Source organism: Tissierella pigra (genome assembly GCF_018917845.1).
In the GTDB taxonomy this organism is placed as follows: domain Bacteria; phylum Bacillota; class Clostridia; order Tissierellales; family Tissierellaceae; genus Tissierella; species Tissierella pigra.
Genome location: NZ_JAHLPJ010000001.1, coordinates 3266303 through 3281684 on the forward strand (window position 1 = coordinate 3266303; position 15382 = coordinate 3281684).

General features: G+C 29.2%; 11 protein-coding genes. 6 read left to right on the forward strand and 5 right to left on the reverse strand.

From position 1 onward, the window contains the following. Positions 1 to 11 precede the first annotated feature (11 nt). Positions 12 to 1766 carry a methyl-accepting chemotaxis protein gene (locus KQI41_RS16030; RefSeq protein WP_216585684.1) on the reverse strand — a complete coding sequence of 585 codons (1755 nt, stop codon included), beginning with the start codon at positions 1764 to 1766 and terminating at the stop codon, positions 12 to 14. Between the two features lie 351 nt (positions 1767 to 2117). Between KQI41_RS16030 and KQI41_RS16035 the strand changes: the two genes are divergently transcribed. The 6 genes from KQI41_RS16035 (at position 2118) to KQI41_RS16060 (ending at position 8070) form a co-directional block, all read left to right on the forward strand. Beyond that, complete coding sequence (locus tag KQI41_RS16035; RefSeq protein ID WP_154438548.1) at positions 2118 to 2615, forward strand: hypothetical protein; 498 nt, start codon at positions 2118 to 2120, stop codon at positions 2613 to 2615. Then, the gene (locus KQI41_RS16040; RefSeq protein ID WP_195837888.1) at positions 2605 to 3156 is read left to right on the forward strand and encodes an RNA polymerase sigma factor; all 552 of its coding nucleotides are present in this window, start codon (positions 2605 to 2607) and stop codon (positions 3154 to 3156) included. The genes KQI41_RS16035 and KQI41_RS16040 overlap by 11 nt, the downstream gene beginning before the upstream one ends. A 194-nt stretch (positions 3157 to 3350) precedes the next feature. Beyond that, the gene (locus tag KQI41_RS16045; RefSeq protein WP_216585685.1) at positions 3351 to 4706 is read left to right on the forward strand and encodes an MBOAT family O-acyltransferase; all 1356 of its coding nucleotides are present in this window, start codon (positions 3351 to 3353) and stop codon (positions 4704 to 4706) included. 10 nt (positions 4707 to 4716) lie between these two features. After that, positions 4717 to 5637 (forward strand): SGNH/GDSL hydrolase family protein, encoded by a 921-nt coding sequence (locus KQI41_RS16050; protein ID WP_216585686.1) that lies wholly within the window; start codon positions 4717 to 4719, stop codon positions 5635 to 5637. A gap of 90 nt (positions 5638 to 5727) precedes the next feature. After that, complete coding sequence (locus KQI41_RS16055) at positions 5728 to 6756, forward strand: stalk domain-containing protein (RefSeq protein ID WP_216585687.1); 1029 nt, start codon at positions 5728 to 5730, stop codon at positions 6754 to 6756. Between the two features lie 96 nt (positions 6757 to 6852). Beyond that, the gene (locus KQI41_RS16060; RefSeq protein ID WP_216585688.1) at positions 6853 to 8070 is read left to right on the forward strand and encodes an IS256 family transposase; all 1218 of its coding nucleotides are present in this window, start codon (positions 6853 to 6855) and stop codon (positions 8068 to 8070) included. Positions 8071 to 8528: 458 nt separating this feature from the next. On the opposite strand, the gene KQI41_RS16065 is transcribed toward KQI41_RS16060, so the two are convergent. The 4 genes from KQI41_RS16065 to KQI41_RS16080 all read right to left on the reverse strand — a co-directional run bounded on the left by KQI41_RS16065 (position 8529) and on the right by KQI41_RS16080 (position 15333). Continuing rightward, entirely contained in the window at positions 8529 to 10409 is a 1881-nt protein-coding gene (locus KQI41_RS16065; RefSeq protein ID WP_216585689.1) for a polysaccharide biosynthesis protein, read from the reverse strand. A 163-nt stretch (positions 10410 to 10572) separates the two neighbouring features. Further along, positions 10573 to 12117 (reverse strand): murein biosynthesis integral membrane protein MurJ, encoded by a 1545-nt coding sequence (gene murJ / locus KQI41_RS16070; RefSeq protein ID WP_216585690.1) that lies wholly within the window; start codon positions 12115 to 12117, stop codon positions 10573 to 10575. A gap of 851 nt (positions 12118 to 12968) precedes the next feature. Further along, a complete protein-coding gene (locus KQI41_RS16075; RefSeq protein ID WP_216585691.1) occupies positions 12969 to 14087 on the reverse strand; it encodes a glycosyltransferase in 1119 nt (372 codons plus the stop codon). Between the two features lie 46 nt (positions 14088 to 14133). Next, positions 14134 to 15333, reverse strand: a complete 1200-nt coding sequence (locus KQI41_RS16080; protein ID WP_216585692.1) for an O-antigen ligase family protein — start codon at positions 15331 to 15333, stop codon at positions 14134 to 14136. Positions 15334 to 15382: the final 49 nt, after the last annotated feature.

Below are 15382 nucleotides of genomic sequence, written 5' to 3' on the forward strand. Positions count from 1 at the left end.
GGTTATTTATTTTAATATTTAAATCTAGATAAATTTTCTTCCATATCCTTTGCCAACTGAGACAATAACTCACTGGCATTGGCAATTTCAGTCATAGTTGCTGTTTGTTCCTCTATGGAAGCTGCTGCTTCCTCTGCTCCAGCAGCATTTTCCTGTGATATTGCTGATAATTCATAGATTATATCTACTATAGCCTCCTTTTTCTGAAGCATTTCTATACCTGATTGGTTGATTAATTCTATTATACTATTGGAACTTTCTATAGCTTTTTTAATACCATCAAACTTCTCATTAGTTTCTTCTACACTATTACTTTGGATTTTACTTACCTCTACCACATTATCCATAGTATTTACAGCTTCCTTAGTCTTATCTAATAGATCAGATACAACCAGTGTTATCTCCTTAGTAAACCCATTAGTCTGTTCTGCAAGTTTTCTTATTTCATCTGCAACTACTGCAAAGCCACGACCACTTTCTCCTGCTCTTGCTGCTTCTATAGCTGCATTTAAGGCAAGTATATTTGTCTGCTCAGTTATACTTCTTATCATATTACTAGCTTTTTCTATTTTCTCTGCACTTTCATTAGTATCATAAATTACATTTTGAATATCTGTAGTTGCTTTATTGCTGGTTTCAGTATTTCTTACTAGTTCCATAAGGATTTCAAGACCTTCGTCTTTAATCTTTTCAATTTCCAAGGTAGAATCATTAAGCTCCTTTAAAAACTCCTGATTTTTCTCCACTAATCTACCTAAATCATCTATATGGGCTACTCCATTTTCTATATCCATAGCTTGTTTACTAGCACCTTCTGCAATATCTTCAATAGCTCTGGCTATTTCCCCTATAGATGCAGAAGATTGTTCACTAGATAGACTAAGTTCCCGTGATGATAAGGCAAGGTCTTGGGAAGTATGGGATATATGGTCTACAAATCCCTTTAGGTTGTCAATTATCTTTTGGAATGCTCCTCCTAATATACCTACCTCATCTTTCCTCTTAGTCAACATATCTGAAACTTTATCACTTATATCTAAATTGGCAATATCATCAGCTCTAGATGTAATGGCCCTTAGAGAATTTCCTATTTTATGAGTCAATATATATACGATTACATCTCCCACTATAAGAAAGGCTATGGCTCTAAAAATAGTTGCTTTAAGTATTTTTGTAGCACCTTTATTAAAATCTTTCTCATAGCTACCAGCACAAATTATCCATCCCCACTCTGTATCTTTTTCATTATAAACTATCTTTCTTCCAACTCCATCACTATTTGGAAACTTCCAATCATAATAAATAAAACCTCCTCCATTTAAGGCAGTTTCTATACTTTCCTGAACAAATAAAACCTCTTTCTTAGACTCATCTTTAAAATCCCAAGTATTTTGTCCTTCTAAATATGGATGTCCTAGCAAATCCCCTTTTTCATTTAATATAAAGAAATAGCCATTTTCCCCTAAATCTATGGTTTGAGAAGTATCACGTGTTCCATCTGGATTTAACTTTCCAATTAAATTCTCCTTAACTAAATTCTCTGCTTCTTCTAAAGTAAGTCCTCCATCTTTTACAGAGTTCTGGGCAATATGTATCATATTGTTGGCGGCCTTTAGTCCATTTTTCAGAATATCTTCACCTTGTTTACTTAATTCTCTTTTAGCCGTATTATATCCTAATATACCAATGGAAATATTTGATATTATAAGTGCTAATGCTGTAATTATAAATATTTTGCCTGTAATAGAATGTCTTTTTTCTAACAATTGATTCTCCTCCTTTTCCTATTTTTTTACATATATACCCAATTACGATATAAATCTACAAATTCTATTTACAATTAATTTTTTTGTTGTTTTCCCGGGAAATATGTAAAAAAAAGTTGATATAAACTATGAATTTTAAATATTTTGTAAGATGACTTTCCTAAAGTCCTTGTAACTATATTTTCTATTGATTTAGAACTAACGTTCTGGTATTATATTCTTAAGCATGAACGTTAGTTCTGTTTATGGCAAAAGCTTTTGTTAAACTCATTTAGGTTGTGGAAAGTTCATTATTTATAAAAGATAAAAAAATAGAACTTTCCTATTGGTTATAAAAGGAGGTAATAACATATGGAGAGATTATTTGAAAATGAACTTATGGCATTGTTGCCAGAATATGTGAAAGCAAAGGGAAATTGTACCATAGTATATATAGAGAATATGGAACCCTTTGTAATTGAAAGATCTATTAAAACTGTAACTAAATCATTGGAAAAACACTACAAAATAAGTCCTACAGAAGTAAAAAGAAAATATAAGAATCTTATATCATCAACAAACCTAATACCTATGCCCTTTAATAAAGATAATATCTTTGTTCCTATTAAAACTAGAACTACTATTTGTAAAAATGATGGTGCCTTTAGTTATGTAAATATAAAACATATCTATATAGTAAGAGATGAAAAAAGCCATAGAGAAGTTTGTCTTAGTGATGGAAAAATAATTAAATCCATATCTAGCTTATCTACAGTGCAAAATCATATAAGAAATGGCTACATAATAAAGAACTTCCATAAGGATTACTATATAAATGTAGCGGAACATGAGGAAGATTATGTGGGATAAGTTAGTTAGTGAAGCTAAAAAAGGAGATAAAACTTCTATTGATGAAATTATAAGTAATCTAAGACCTTTATTAGTTAGTTCCATTAGAAGATACTATAATAAACCTAATGAATATGATGATTTAATGCAGGATGGAATAATCTGCATATTAGAGTCTATAAAGGAATTTGATGAATCTAAGGAAGTACATTTCCTAGGATATATAAAATCAAAACTCAAATATCTTTATCTAAATAAACATAAAGAAAAAATCCACCTATCTCTCAATGAACCTATTGGAGAAGATGATGGAGAAATAATAGATCTTTTAGTATCAGACCATAAAGATGCAATTGAAATCATTATAGAAGATGAAACCAGTACCTTAATCAAAAAATCTTTAGATAAACTAACAGAAAGGCAAAAACAAGTCATCCTTCTCTTTTATATGGAAAACATGAATATGTATGAAATAGGAAAGGAATTAGGTATAAGCTATAGAACTGTAGTAAATCTAAAAACTACAGCAGTAAATAATTTGAAAAAATGGATAAAACCATAGAAAGGGAACAGTTTTACCAACTGTTCCCTTTCTATTGAAAATACAAGGATTATAATATATAATATTAATGTTAAAATAAAGAGAAATTAGGTGAAATTATGCTTTTTAATTCTTTACAGTACTTAATATTTTTTCCCCTTGTAGTAGGGGCATATTTTCTGATTCCATATAGATTTAGGTGGATTTTGTTGCTTATGGCAAGTTATTATTTCTATATGGCATGGAAACCTGCTTATATTATACTTATTATAATCTCCACATTAATAGACTATTTTGCAGGAATAATGATGGGAAGAACAGATGACAAGAAAAAACGAAAAAAATACCTTATACTATCTCTAGTCTCTAATCTCTCTTTATTGTTCTTATTTAAATACTTTAATTTCTTTAATGACTCAGCTAAAACTGTGTTAGAGTATCTTAATATTCCATTTTACCTCCCACAGTTTAGATTACTGCTACCTATGGGTATTTCCTTTTATACATTCCAGACAATGAGTTATTCCATTGATGTGTACAAGGGTGTTATAAAGCCAGAAAAACATCTTGGAATTTTTTCCTTGTATGTAACATTTTTTCCACAGTTAGTAGCAGGCCCTATTGAAAGGTCAGAAAATCTCTTACCTCAATTTAGAGAAAAACATGACTTTGATTATGATTTAGCCACCAATGGTTTAAAGCTTATAGCATGGGGACTATTCAAGAAGGTAGTTATAGCTGATAGAGTAGCAATATTAGTCAATACAGTATATAATAATGTCCATGATTATACAGGATTTCCTCTTATACTTGCTACTATATTATTTGCATTTCAAATATACTGTGATTTCTCTGGATATTCAGATATAGCCATTGGTTCAGCTCAGTTCATGGGATATAGATTGATGGAAAACTTTAGAAGACCTTACTTTGCGAAGTCTATATCGGAATTTTGGAGAAGATGGCATATTTCCCTTAGTACTTGGTTTAAAGACTATATTTATATACCTTTAGGGGGAAATAGAGTATCTAAATGGAAATGGCAGCTAAATTTAGCCACCGTATTTTTAATATCAGGATTATGGCATGGAGCCAATTGGACCTTTGTAGTCTGGGGAGCAATCCATGGATTTTATCAAATATTTTCCATATGGACATCTAGTATAAGAAAGAGAATTGTTAAATTAATAGGATTAGATAAAATCCCAACATTACACAATATCCTTCAGATAACTATAACCTTTGCCTTAGTGTGCTTTGGGTGGATATTCTTTAGGGCAAATAATATATCAGATGCAATCTATGTTATAAAAAACATGTTTATAAATATAGGTAATGGAGTTCCAATAGATCAACTAGGATTAGATAGCTTCCAACTTAAAGTAGCCTTTTTATCCATAGGGGTAATGGAGTTAGTACATTTAATACAGGAATATAAGAAGAAGACTATACGAGAAATCATATCCACTAAGCCAATTTGGATAAGATGGAGTCTATATTATATATTAGTATTATGGATAATCCTTTTAGGCACTTTTGGTTCTCAAGAATTTATTTATTTCCAATTTTAGAGGTGATAATATGCTTCGATTTATAAAAAAGACCATAGTATTTTTACTAATCCTTTCATTAATGGTAGGATATGTAAATGCTAGATATAAAGAAACAAATATATATAAATCCATAAACGGAACAGACAAGTTTTATTATGTTCCACAAAATATAGACATAGCCAACCTTGGCACATCCCATGCCCAATATGCCTTTGTATATGAGGACTTGGATTTAGTAGGCTTCAACTTTGCCCTACCTGCCCAAAGGGTTTTCTATGATGAAAAGATTTTTGAAAAATATATTGAAAACTTTAAAGAAGGATCTACAGTTATTATTCCCATATCCTATATATCCTTTTATCTAGGATATGATAATGAAAACTTTGAAGATTTCAATAAAATGTATTACCCATTTCTAAGCTTAAAAGACATTAAAAAACCAAAGCTTAGTGAATACTTAAAGTACAAGGCGTTACCAGTAGTTACAGCAGAGTCAAATATTAAATATGCCTTTATAAAAGAAGAAAAGGCACATGAGCCAAAATCAGTCTATAAAACCTCCTCAATGCCTATAGATAAAATGAAAGAGGAAAGCAATGATACAGCAGGAAGACATTTGGAGTTTATAGAAGAAGGAAGAAAAGATAAAGATAAATTTGTAGCCATTGTAGATAATATAATTGCTACAGCTATAGAAAATAATATACGACCTGTAATTACAACTACACCTTTTACTAAATACTATAATGAACATTTTTCAGAGGACTTTTATAAGGAATTTCAAGATACCATAGATGGATTACTAGAAAAATATCCAGATATACAATACCTAGACTATTCCCATGACCCTAGATTTGAAAATAATGAAAAATTATTCTTTGATTCAAGTCACTTAAATATAGAAGGGGGCAAACTTTTTACAAAGATTATACTTGAAGAAATTAGGTAAATTATGTAATTTTCCTTCCTTTTATTGAATATAAAGTTAAAAAATGATATTATTATAGTAAGACACTATATTAAATTAGGAGGGGGATTAATGTTTAGAAGCAAGAAAACAAAAAAGGTTGTTGTGAGTTCGTTGTTAGGAGTTATGTTATTGAGTACAGTAGCTTTTGCAGCTAATGGAATATTTGATAAAAAGATTACTGCTACTCACGGTAGGATTAAGCTAAGTTACCAAGGTGAAGATATTACCAAATCAGTTGAAGATAAATATGGTGCTCCAGCTTTTACAGTAAAAGAATATGATGGCAGAGCTTATGTACCTGTTAGAGCTTTAGCTGATATTATGGGCGTAAGCGTTACTTATGATAGTTCAACTCATACTGCAAGCTTTGTAGATTCTGAAAAGCTAGTATTAAACAAACAACTTGAGCTAAAAGACCAAGAAATAGCAGCATTACAAGCAGAGATTAATCAACTAAAAAATAAAGTTAAAGAAGAAGAAAAGAAAGAAGAATCATCTAAAACTGATATTAAAGAATTAGAAAAGAAATTAAATAAAGATTACGGAGTAGTAGATGATGTTAGTTTTGATATAACTTTAAAAGAAACTAGTAGTAGAATTACAGCTACTATAACTATAGATACTAAAGATTACTATGAAAGCAATGCTTGGAGAAAAATGAGAGTAGCTGATAAAAAATCCTTAATGGAAGATATAGCTGAAGACATTAGCAAAGCATTTAAGAATCATAAGGTAGAAGGTAGTATTTACGATAATTACCAAAGATATACATTATACACATTTACTATGAATAACAATGGTAAAGTTACAGTTAGTGACAGAGACTATGGCTATGACTATGGTTATGGAGACTATAGAGATGTAGAAAGAGAGTTAGAAAGAGACTTGAAAAAATTAGGTACTATTGAGAGTATAAGAACTTATGAAGGGAATTCCAACAGAGTAGATGCAACTATTGTTTTTGAAGATAGAGGAAACAGTAATGAACCCGATATGTATGATGTAAGAGATGCGATTAAAGAAGTTGAAAGATATCTAGATGTCTATATTTATGCTAAAGTATATTATGGGAACCATCTTATATTAAATTATAATTAATTATGGTAGTGTAAAATAATCTGTGCTTTTACGAAATAAAATTCTCTTTTCTGGCAAGAATCAAAATATGATTTGAACCAGAAAGGAGAATTTTTTATGTCAACATTACCAAAAGAAGTTTTAAGAAATATGATTAGTGATGGAAATTTAACAACACCAGGAGATCTTCATTCATATCTAAAGGATATGTTTAAAGATGTACTTCAAGAAATGTTAGATGCAGAACTTGAGGCAGAATTAGGGTACTCTAAAGGAGATAAAAAGAATAAACAAACAGATAATAGGCGAAATGGCTATACCCAAAAGACTGTAAAAACTCAATTTGGTGAAATTCCACTAGAAGTACCAAGGGATAGAAATGGTGAGTTTGAGCCAATTGTAATACCTAAAAATAAAAGAGATATTTCTGGTATTGAAGAAAAGGTAATAGCTCTTTATGGAAGGGGTATGTCAACTAGAGATATACACGAACAGATAAAGGATATATATGGAATAGAAATATCAGCCGAAATGGTAAGTAAAATGACTGATGGAATAATTCCACATATAAAAGAATGGCAGAATAGACCCCTAAATCCAATATATCCATTTGTATTTATGGATGCAATACATTATAAAGTAAGAGAAGATGGACAGATAAAAAGCAAAGCAGCTTATGTAGTTTTATGTGTTAATTTAGACGGATTTAAAGATGTTTTAGGGATTTGGATAGGTGAAAATGAATCAGCTAAGTTCTGGCTTGGAGTTTTGAATGATTTGAAAAATAGAGGTCTACAAGATGTATTAATATTTAGCGTAGATGGATTAACAGGGCTTAAAGAGGCAATAAATGCAGCATATCCTAATGCAGAAATACAAAGATGTGTAATTCATCAGCTTAGAAATTCTTTTAAATATGTTAGTTACAAGCATTCAAAGGAGTTTGCTAATGATTTTAAATCAGTATATAAGGCGATAAATGAAGAAGAAGCTCTTGAAAACCTTGGGGAACTTGAAAAGAAATGGGGAGATAAATACCCACATGCAGTTAAGAGTTGGGAGTCAAATTGGGATGTACTATCTCCATTTTTCAAGTATCCTCAGGAGATTCGAACCATAATGTACACTACAAATATAATAGAAGGTTTTCATAGACAGCTAAGAAAAGTAACCAAGACTAAAACTATGTTCCCATCTGATCAAGCTCTAGAAAAGATACTTTACTTAGCTAGTCAAAATACCATAAAGAAATGGACCAAAAGATATAAAAGCTGGGATTTAATTATAAATCAACTATCCATCTTCTTTGAAGAACGAGTAAATGTCCATCTTTAATGTAATTATACTGAGTGGCATATAAAAACCTTCTAAATCTGGAATTATGGGCGTTTAAATAGCTTGTAATACTGATTTAAAGCCTATAACTCCTTAAAAAACAAAAGAGTTTTTTATAAAAGTAAAGCTAAAATCCATTTGTAAAAAGTCATAGCATCACTTATATAAAATTATTGCCAAAACTATTCATTTTAATGCATAAAATAAAATAGTCTTGGCAAAGATAAAATCAAGATATTTAGTTGTAAGTTTTATCCAGTTTAATATTTCTTGTCAGATTAGAGATGAACGATTCTCTCTAAAGCACAAAGTTATTTACATTCTCTTAATTATAAAACAGGTGCATCCCCTGTTTTATAGAAGACTAAGCAAACCCCAAAGGATTGATTCCTTTGGGGTTTCGTTCTTTCATCTTTTTTTAAATGATACTATTGTGTATAATTAACGTATATAACTAGTTATATTTCAGACTTAGCCAATCCTTTATCCTCATTATGGCTTTCCTCATTGTTTTCCTTATAATTAGGTACTATTGTTTTAACGTAATTTTTTATATCTTCATCTGTACCTATTTTTATGATTCTATTGGCTGATTCCAATGACCTTAAAAGTAATTTATAATCTGTAAAAGTCGGCTTTCCTATAAATATCTTATCATGCTTAGTATCAGATATACCTTCCTCATCAAGTAATAATTCTTCAAATAACTTCTCCCCAGGTCTAAGTCCCGTGATGACAATAGGTATATCTACATTTGGTTCAAATCCAGATAACCTAATAAGATCCTTAGCCAAATCTACTATCCTTACAGGCTCTCCCATATCTAATATAAAGACCTCACCACCATTAGCCATAGCTCCAGCTTGAATAACTAATTGTACTGCCTCTGGAATAGTCATAAAATATCTAATAACATCTTCATGAGTAACAGTAACAGGTCCCCCTTCAGCTATTTGTTTCTTAAATAAAGGAATTACACTCCCATTGCTACCTAGTACATTTCCAAACCTTACGGCTACAAACTCTGTCTGACTAACACTATTTATAGATTGAATAATCATTTCACATATTCTTTTACTAGCCCCCATAATATTAGTAGGATTGACAGCCTTATCCGTTGAAATCATAACAAACTTGTCCACACCAACTTTATCAGCAGCCTGAGCTAAATTCAATGTACCAAATACATTGTTTTTTATTGCTTCCTTTGGACTCTCTTCCATTAAAGGTACATGCTTGTGAGCTGCAGCATGAAATACAACCTGTGGCTTTTCATTGTTCATCAATTCCATTATTCTATCTTTATCTCTTATGGAAGCAATAACTGTCCTTAAATTTAAATTCTTATACTTTCTCAAAAGTTCATTTTGTATATCATAAACATTGTTTTCATATATATCTACAATAATTAATTTTTTTGGATTAAAATTTGCAATCTGTCTACAAAGTTCCGAACCAATAGAACCTCCACCACCTGTTACCAACACTATCTTATTAGTTATATATGAACTAATTTCTCTTAAATTTGTCTTTATTTCTTCTCTACCTAGAAGGTCCCCTATATCTACTTCTCTAATATTTTTGATACTGACTTTTCCATCTATTAACTCAAACATACCAGGTAAAATTTTCAGTTTGGCCTTTGTAGTCTTTGCAATTTCAACTATATCTCTTATTTCCGTCTTAGATGCAGAAGGCATGGCAATTATAATTTCATCGATTTTAAGCTTTTCAGCTACTGTTGGAATATCTACTCTTTTTCCAACTACTGGTACTCCGTTTATCATCTGACCCTGCTTCTTTTCATTATCATCAATAATGGCAACTGGCTTACTGTCTAGCTGAGTATGATTTTTATATTCTCTAATAACCATAGCTCCAGCATCTCCCCCACCAATTATCATTATTTTCTTTTGATTATCTTTCTTAAGAATTCCACTACCTATACTATTTACGGCTCTAGAACTAAATCTAATTCCCCCAATAAGGACCATATCAAGTAAAGTAGCTAATATGTAAATACTTCTAGGCAAATTAGATTGCATTATAAACATATAGCTAAGTATAGCAGCATTAGATACTATACTGGCCACTACAATATTTATCAACTCTTCAATACTAGCATATTTCCATACAGATTTATATAATTTGAAGTATAGAAATATAACTAGTTTGATTGCTGTAATATAGATAAAATTTTCCTTATATTTTGTAAAATACTCCAAGAACTGAGTTCCTAATATATCCCCTTCAAATCTAATATATAGAGATAGAAGATATGATATATTGATTAGAATAGTATCTAGAATAAGTAATATGAAAGACCTTCTTTTTCCCATGATAATTCCCCTCTTTTGTAGAATATATAGTTTCTTTTACTTCATTATAACAAAATTAGGATAGTATTTCTATAAGATATAGAAAAGAGATAGACTTTTTAGTCTATCTTTTTTAGTATGGTAATAGTAATTATAATAATAGAAACTATAGAACTTGGATATTTTATAGTTTCTTTATTATTTTATGCACTGCATCTCTTACTTCTTCTATTTTAAATAAATAACACGATACTCCGTATACTATAACTGCAAGTCCTACTGCAACTAATAATGACATTAAATTATATAATTTAGATACTCCTAAAATACCATATAATCCATTATAAGCTATATAAGCTACTAACCCCATGATAGACGAAGCTAATCCAGTTTTAAAAAAGGTTGTAATATACTGTTTAGTACCTAATGAACCTATCTTCTTTTTTAAACCGTATAATAACATAATAGTGGCTATTGTGATTGCTATGCTGGTTGCTAATGCTAGTCCTGCATGAGCCATAAATCTAACTAATATAAGGTTTAAAATTATATTAAATCCTACAGAAATAACTCCATTTATCATTGGAGTTTTAGTATCTTGTAATGAATAGTATACTCTAGTTATAAGTAATCTTAGTGATGAAGCCACTAGTCCCATAGAGTAAAACACAAGAGCCTGTGAAGTCATTAAAGTAGCTGTAGCATCAAATTCTCCTCTTTGAAAGGCTATTTCTACAATAGGTTTAGCTAATACAATCATTCCTACTGTGGCAGGTATGGTAATTAATAATATAAGATTGATTCCATAACTCATAGTACTTTTAACCCCATCTATATTTTCATTGTTAGCTTCTTTTGATAATACTGGAAATATTACAGTAGTGATGGCTGATATAAATACACCCAGTATAAGTCCACTTAACTTATTTGCATAGTTTAGAGCCGATATACTGCCTAAAACTAAATTAGAAGCCAGTGTTCTATCAACTACAGCATTTAAATCGTTGATAGCTACACCTATCAATACTGGTAAACTAAGATATAGAACTTTTCTTATATATTTATCCTTTATATCAAATATAAATTTATATCTAAATCCAGATGCTCTAGCCTCTGGAATCTGCACCAGTAGTTGTGAAAATGTAGCAACTACTCCTGCAACCATTAGTCCCTTTATTCCAAACATAGAAGATAAAAATAAAAGAAAAAATATATAAACAAAATTAAATGGAAACCCTATCATAGCAGTGGCATTAAATCTTTGTTCTGATTGAAGATATCCTGTCATTACTCCTATCACTCCACTGAATAATATCATGGATAAACCAATTCTAGTTAATTTAACAGCTAAATCAAATTGTTTACCTTCAAAGCCAGAAGCCAGTAATTTTACTAGCATTGGGGTTCCTAGTGAGACTATAACTAATAATATCAAAGATACAAAAAATATAACATTAATCATATTATTTGTATGTTCTATCTTACCTTTTTTTCCCTTTTTAGATTCTACCTCAGAAATAACTGGAATAAATGTTGTACTTATGGCATTGCTTAAAAAACCTGATATAAGTGCAGATGCTGATAAAGCAATAAAAAATGTATCTGTTTCTATACTAGAACCAAATTTTGCTGCTATAAGCACTTCCCTAATAAACCCTAGGAATTTACTTCCTAGGGAAAAGATTATTATTATTAATGCCGATTTGACTGTTTTGTTTGATTTGCTCATGATTTTCCCCCATATTTATATAGTATTTCTATTAATTCAACATCTATAACGTTCATCCTCACTATCTATCTAACAACTTCATATGATCAAACCTATGTAATTTAAATGTTGTATTCCCATTAATAGCACATACCTCTTAATATTGGACAAAGACTTTGGAAAAATATATCCTAAGAAGCCATGAATTTTAGGTTTATTATAGGATTTCATATATTCAGATATTACCTAATGAGACTCTATGTAAGTCTATTAATAATATTAAGAATAAGTATAGAATTTGTAACAAATTTCCTAGACTAACTAAATAGGAGTTTAGGTAAAATGAATATTCTTAAAAGAATCTAAGACCATTATCCGACAAGTCATTTATATTAAAGAATAGGGTTGTTTTTTAGCAAGTCTTTAAGAATAACTAATTCTAAGTTTTTTTCATCTAATATCTTTTTTTAACTGTTCATTTTCTTTTTCTGAAGAGAAATTAGTACTATAATCTATATTAAGATACTATTCTTATTAACTACCTTTGACTCACTGACACACCTTACCACTATACCTAAGACTGTTGTTTGCTTTCTTGATATTAAAGTTGAATTACTCATTTCTTATATTTCTTTAATAATTTAAATTTAAAGTTCTCCTGAATATCTTGTATTTTTGCTTCTGGTTTCAATAATCTCCTATTGATTATATTTTACTATAATCATGATGATTATCTAAAATGGTTATGGACTAAATAGTAATCTTTCAATCTTCCTATGTTAAAAAAATAGTTAATATCAAGGATTTACATATATGACTTTTCAATTTTAACATCTACGATTTTTATAGATTTATTAAGTTTTATTTTATCATTATTTATTATTTATTAATTTTATAACTAAATCTTGAAATATTTTCATATTCTTATTTCCATCAAACTTATTACTATAAAATTCCTTTGTTTTTAGTTCCATAACATTAATATATTCTGGACTTTGCAAGAGCCGTATCACAATATTGGCATAATCTTCAGGTTTATCACTGTTTACTAAGATTCCAGTTTCTCCATCTAAAATATATTCCTTCATAATGTCACTTTGTCTCGATATTAAAACCTTATGCCCCCATGGTATATCTATCATACCAGCAGAATCAGCAGTAACATAAACACCCAATGTAATTTGTTTTACAATGTTGGGTATGTCAGTTCTAAACCCTAAAAAATATACAGATTTCTCAATTCCATATTCTTCACACATCTTAATTAATTCTTCCTTTAAAGGCCCATCACCAACAATCAAAAATATAACATTTTTATAATCTTTAATTATAAAAGGTATCATCTTAATAAATGTTTCTAAACCTTTTCCTTCAACCAACCTACCAATGGAACAAATAATCTTTGTATCTTGTGCTATATTTATTTCCTGTCTTATATCTGAAAGATTCGTTACATTATTTAATTCATCGATTTTTGCATAACTATGTATAGTTTGTATTTTTTCTAAAGGAACACCTGCTAGGTTTAAATCCATTTTTGTACTATTATTGAAGGTAATATATTTATTAGTCCACTTTTCAAAAGGCAGAATTTTTAGTGTCTTAGCGTTGAGTTTCTCGTATTTTCTAATAAAATTAGGTTGTGATCTTATATGTTTAATCTTAGTAAAATGCGATGCAGTTGCTCCTATAAAGTATAATATAGGATCTATTGTATGTATAATGTCAATATTATTTACTTTAATGTATCTAAGAATTTTAAATAAATATTTTATATTTACAAAAGACTTTAATTCCAATTTATCTCCTAATTTTATAAATACAATCCTTTGATCTATAATTTCTTGCTTCATTATGCCATCTTTTACATAAAGTATGTGTACATTAAATTTATCCTTATCTATTAGATTTATCATTTGTACATTTACTTTCTGTACACCACCTATATCAAATTTATTTACTAAAAATAGTATATTGATTTTATCTCCCACAATCTTTCCTCCTGTCATTTATGGCATCAATTAATATCAGCTAGTATTAATCATAATTATCTATAAGCTTGTTTTTAGTAAATACCACTTTTAAACTTAATCCTAATAAAATCCAAAATTTAAAATCTATCAAATATGAACTACTTACAAATAAATGAACAAATCCAATACTTAACCAAACAATGACCATATTATACTTTTTGATATCTTTAATGAATAAAGACTTAACAACTATATACAATATTGTAATGATAATAATAGTTCCTATCACTAAACCAAAATTTGCTAATATTTCTATAAAAATATTATGAGCATAACCTCCATCTAGAATAAACCTATCACCAGTTAATCCTATCCCTAAAAATGGGTTGTTAAAGATTTCTTCAATGACATATTCATATAATTTATCTCTACCACTTAAATACATATCATCTCTTAAAAACAGCTCAATACTTCTACTTCTTATCCCAAAATTTAATAAAAAATTATATATATATTCAAGTATCTCATTTAAGAATACTAGTCCCATAATCATTATTGAAAGTATAATTAAATATATAAGTACTTTGGTGTAAGTTAATTTCTTTATCTTTCTTACAAGTTTTAATATAGCAAATACTCCAATACACATAATTGCTCCTCTAGAACCTAATGCGAGTATTACTAATAAGGATACTCCTAAGATAACTCCACCCTTAAGAGATACCTTATCAAGGAATTCATTCATATACATTATCGTTGGCAATAACATGTAATAAGATAGACTCATACTATATGCTCCTATTAATGCGTTGCCTGTAAATACCAATATTCCTATAAAAGTTCCCACAACAAAAACAATATTACTTGTTTTCTTCATAATTTTTATTAACATATCCCAGTCCTTTATGCTATAAGCATAAATAAAAGAAGGTAGACCAGTAAAAAATAACGGGAATATAATAGATTTTAAATATATCCAATTTTCATTGAAAAAGACATAGTTAAATGTAAATACAAATACAGCCAAAAAATATATCCCTATAAATTTAATTTTATTTCTTTTTAACACAGATGGTAAAGCTAATAAATAAAAAGAACCAACTAAACCTTTGGATATTAACTGAATCATTTGTCCAATACTAGTATCTATTAAATTAAAATATACTAATATTAGATATTGGATTGTAAGTATTGAAAATGATGACATTATAGCTATACAAATTTTTTTATCTTCTAACATATTTTGATCTATTGTTCTCTCCATTTTTTCTCCTCAGACCTTTAGATAATTTATAGATTACTTATCTCAATAT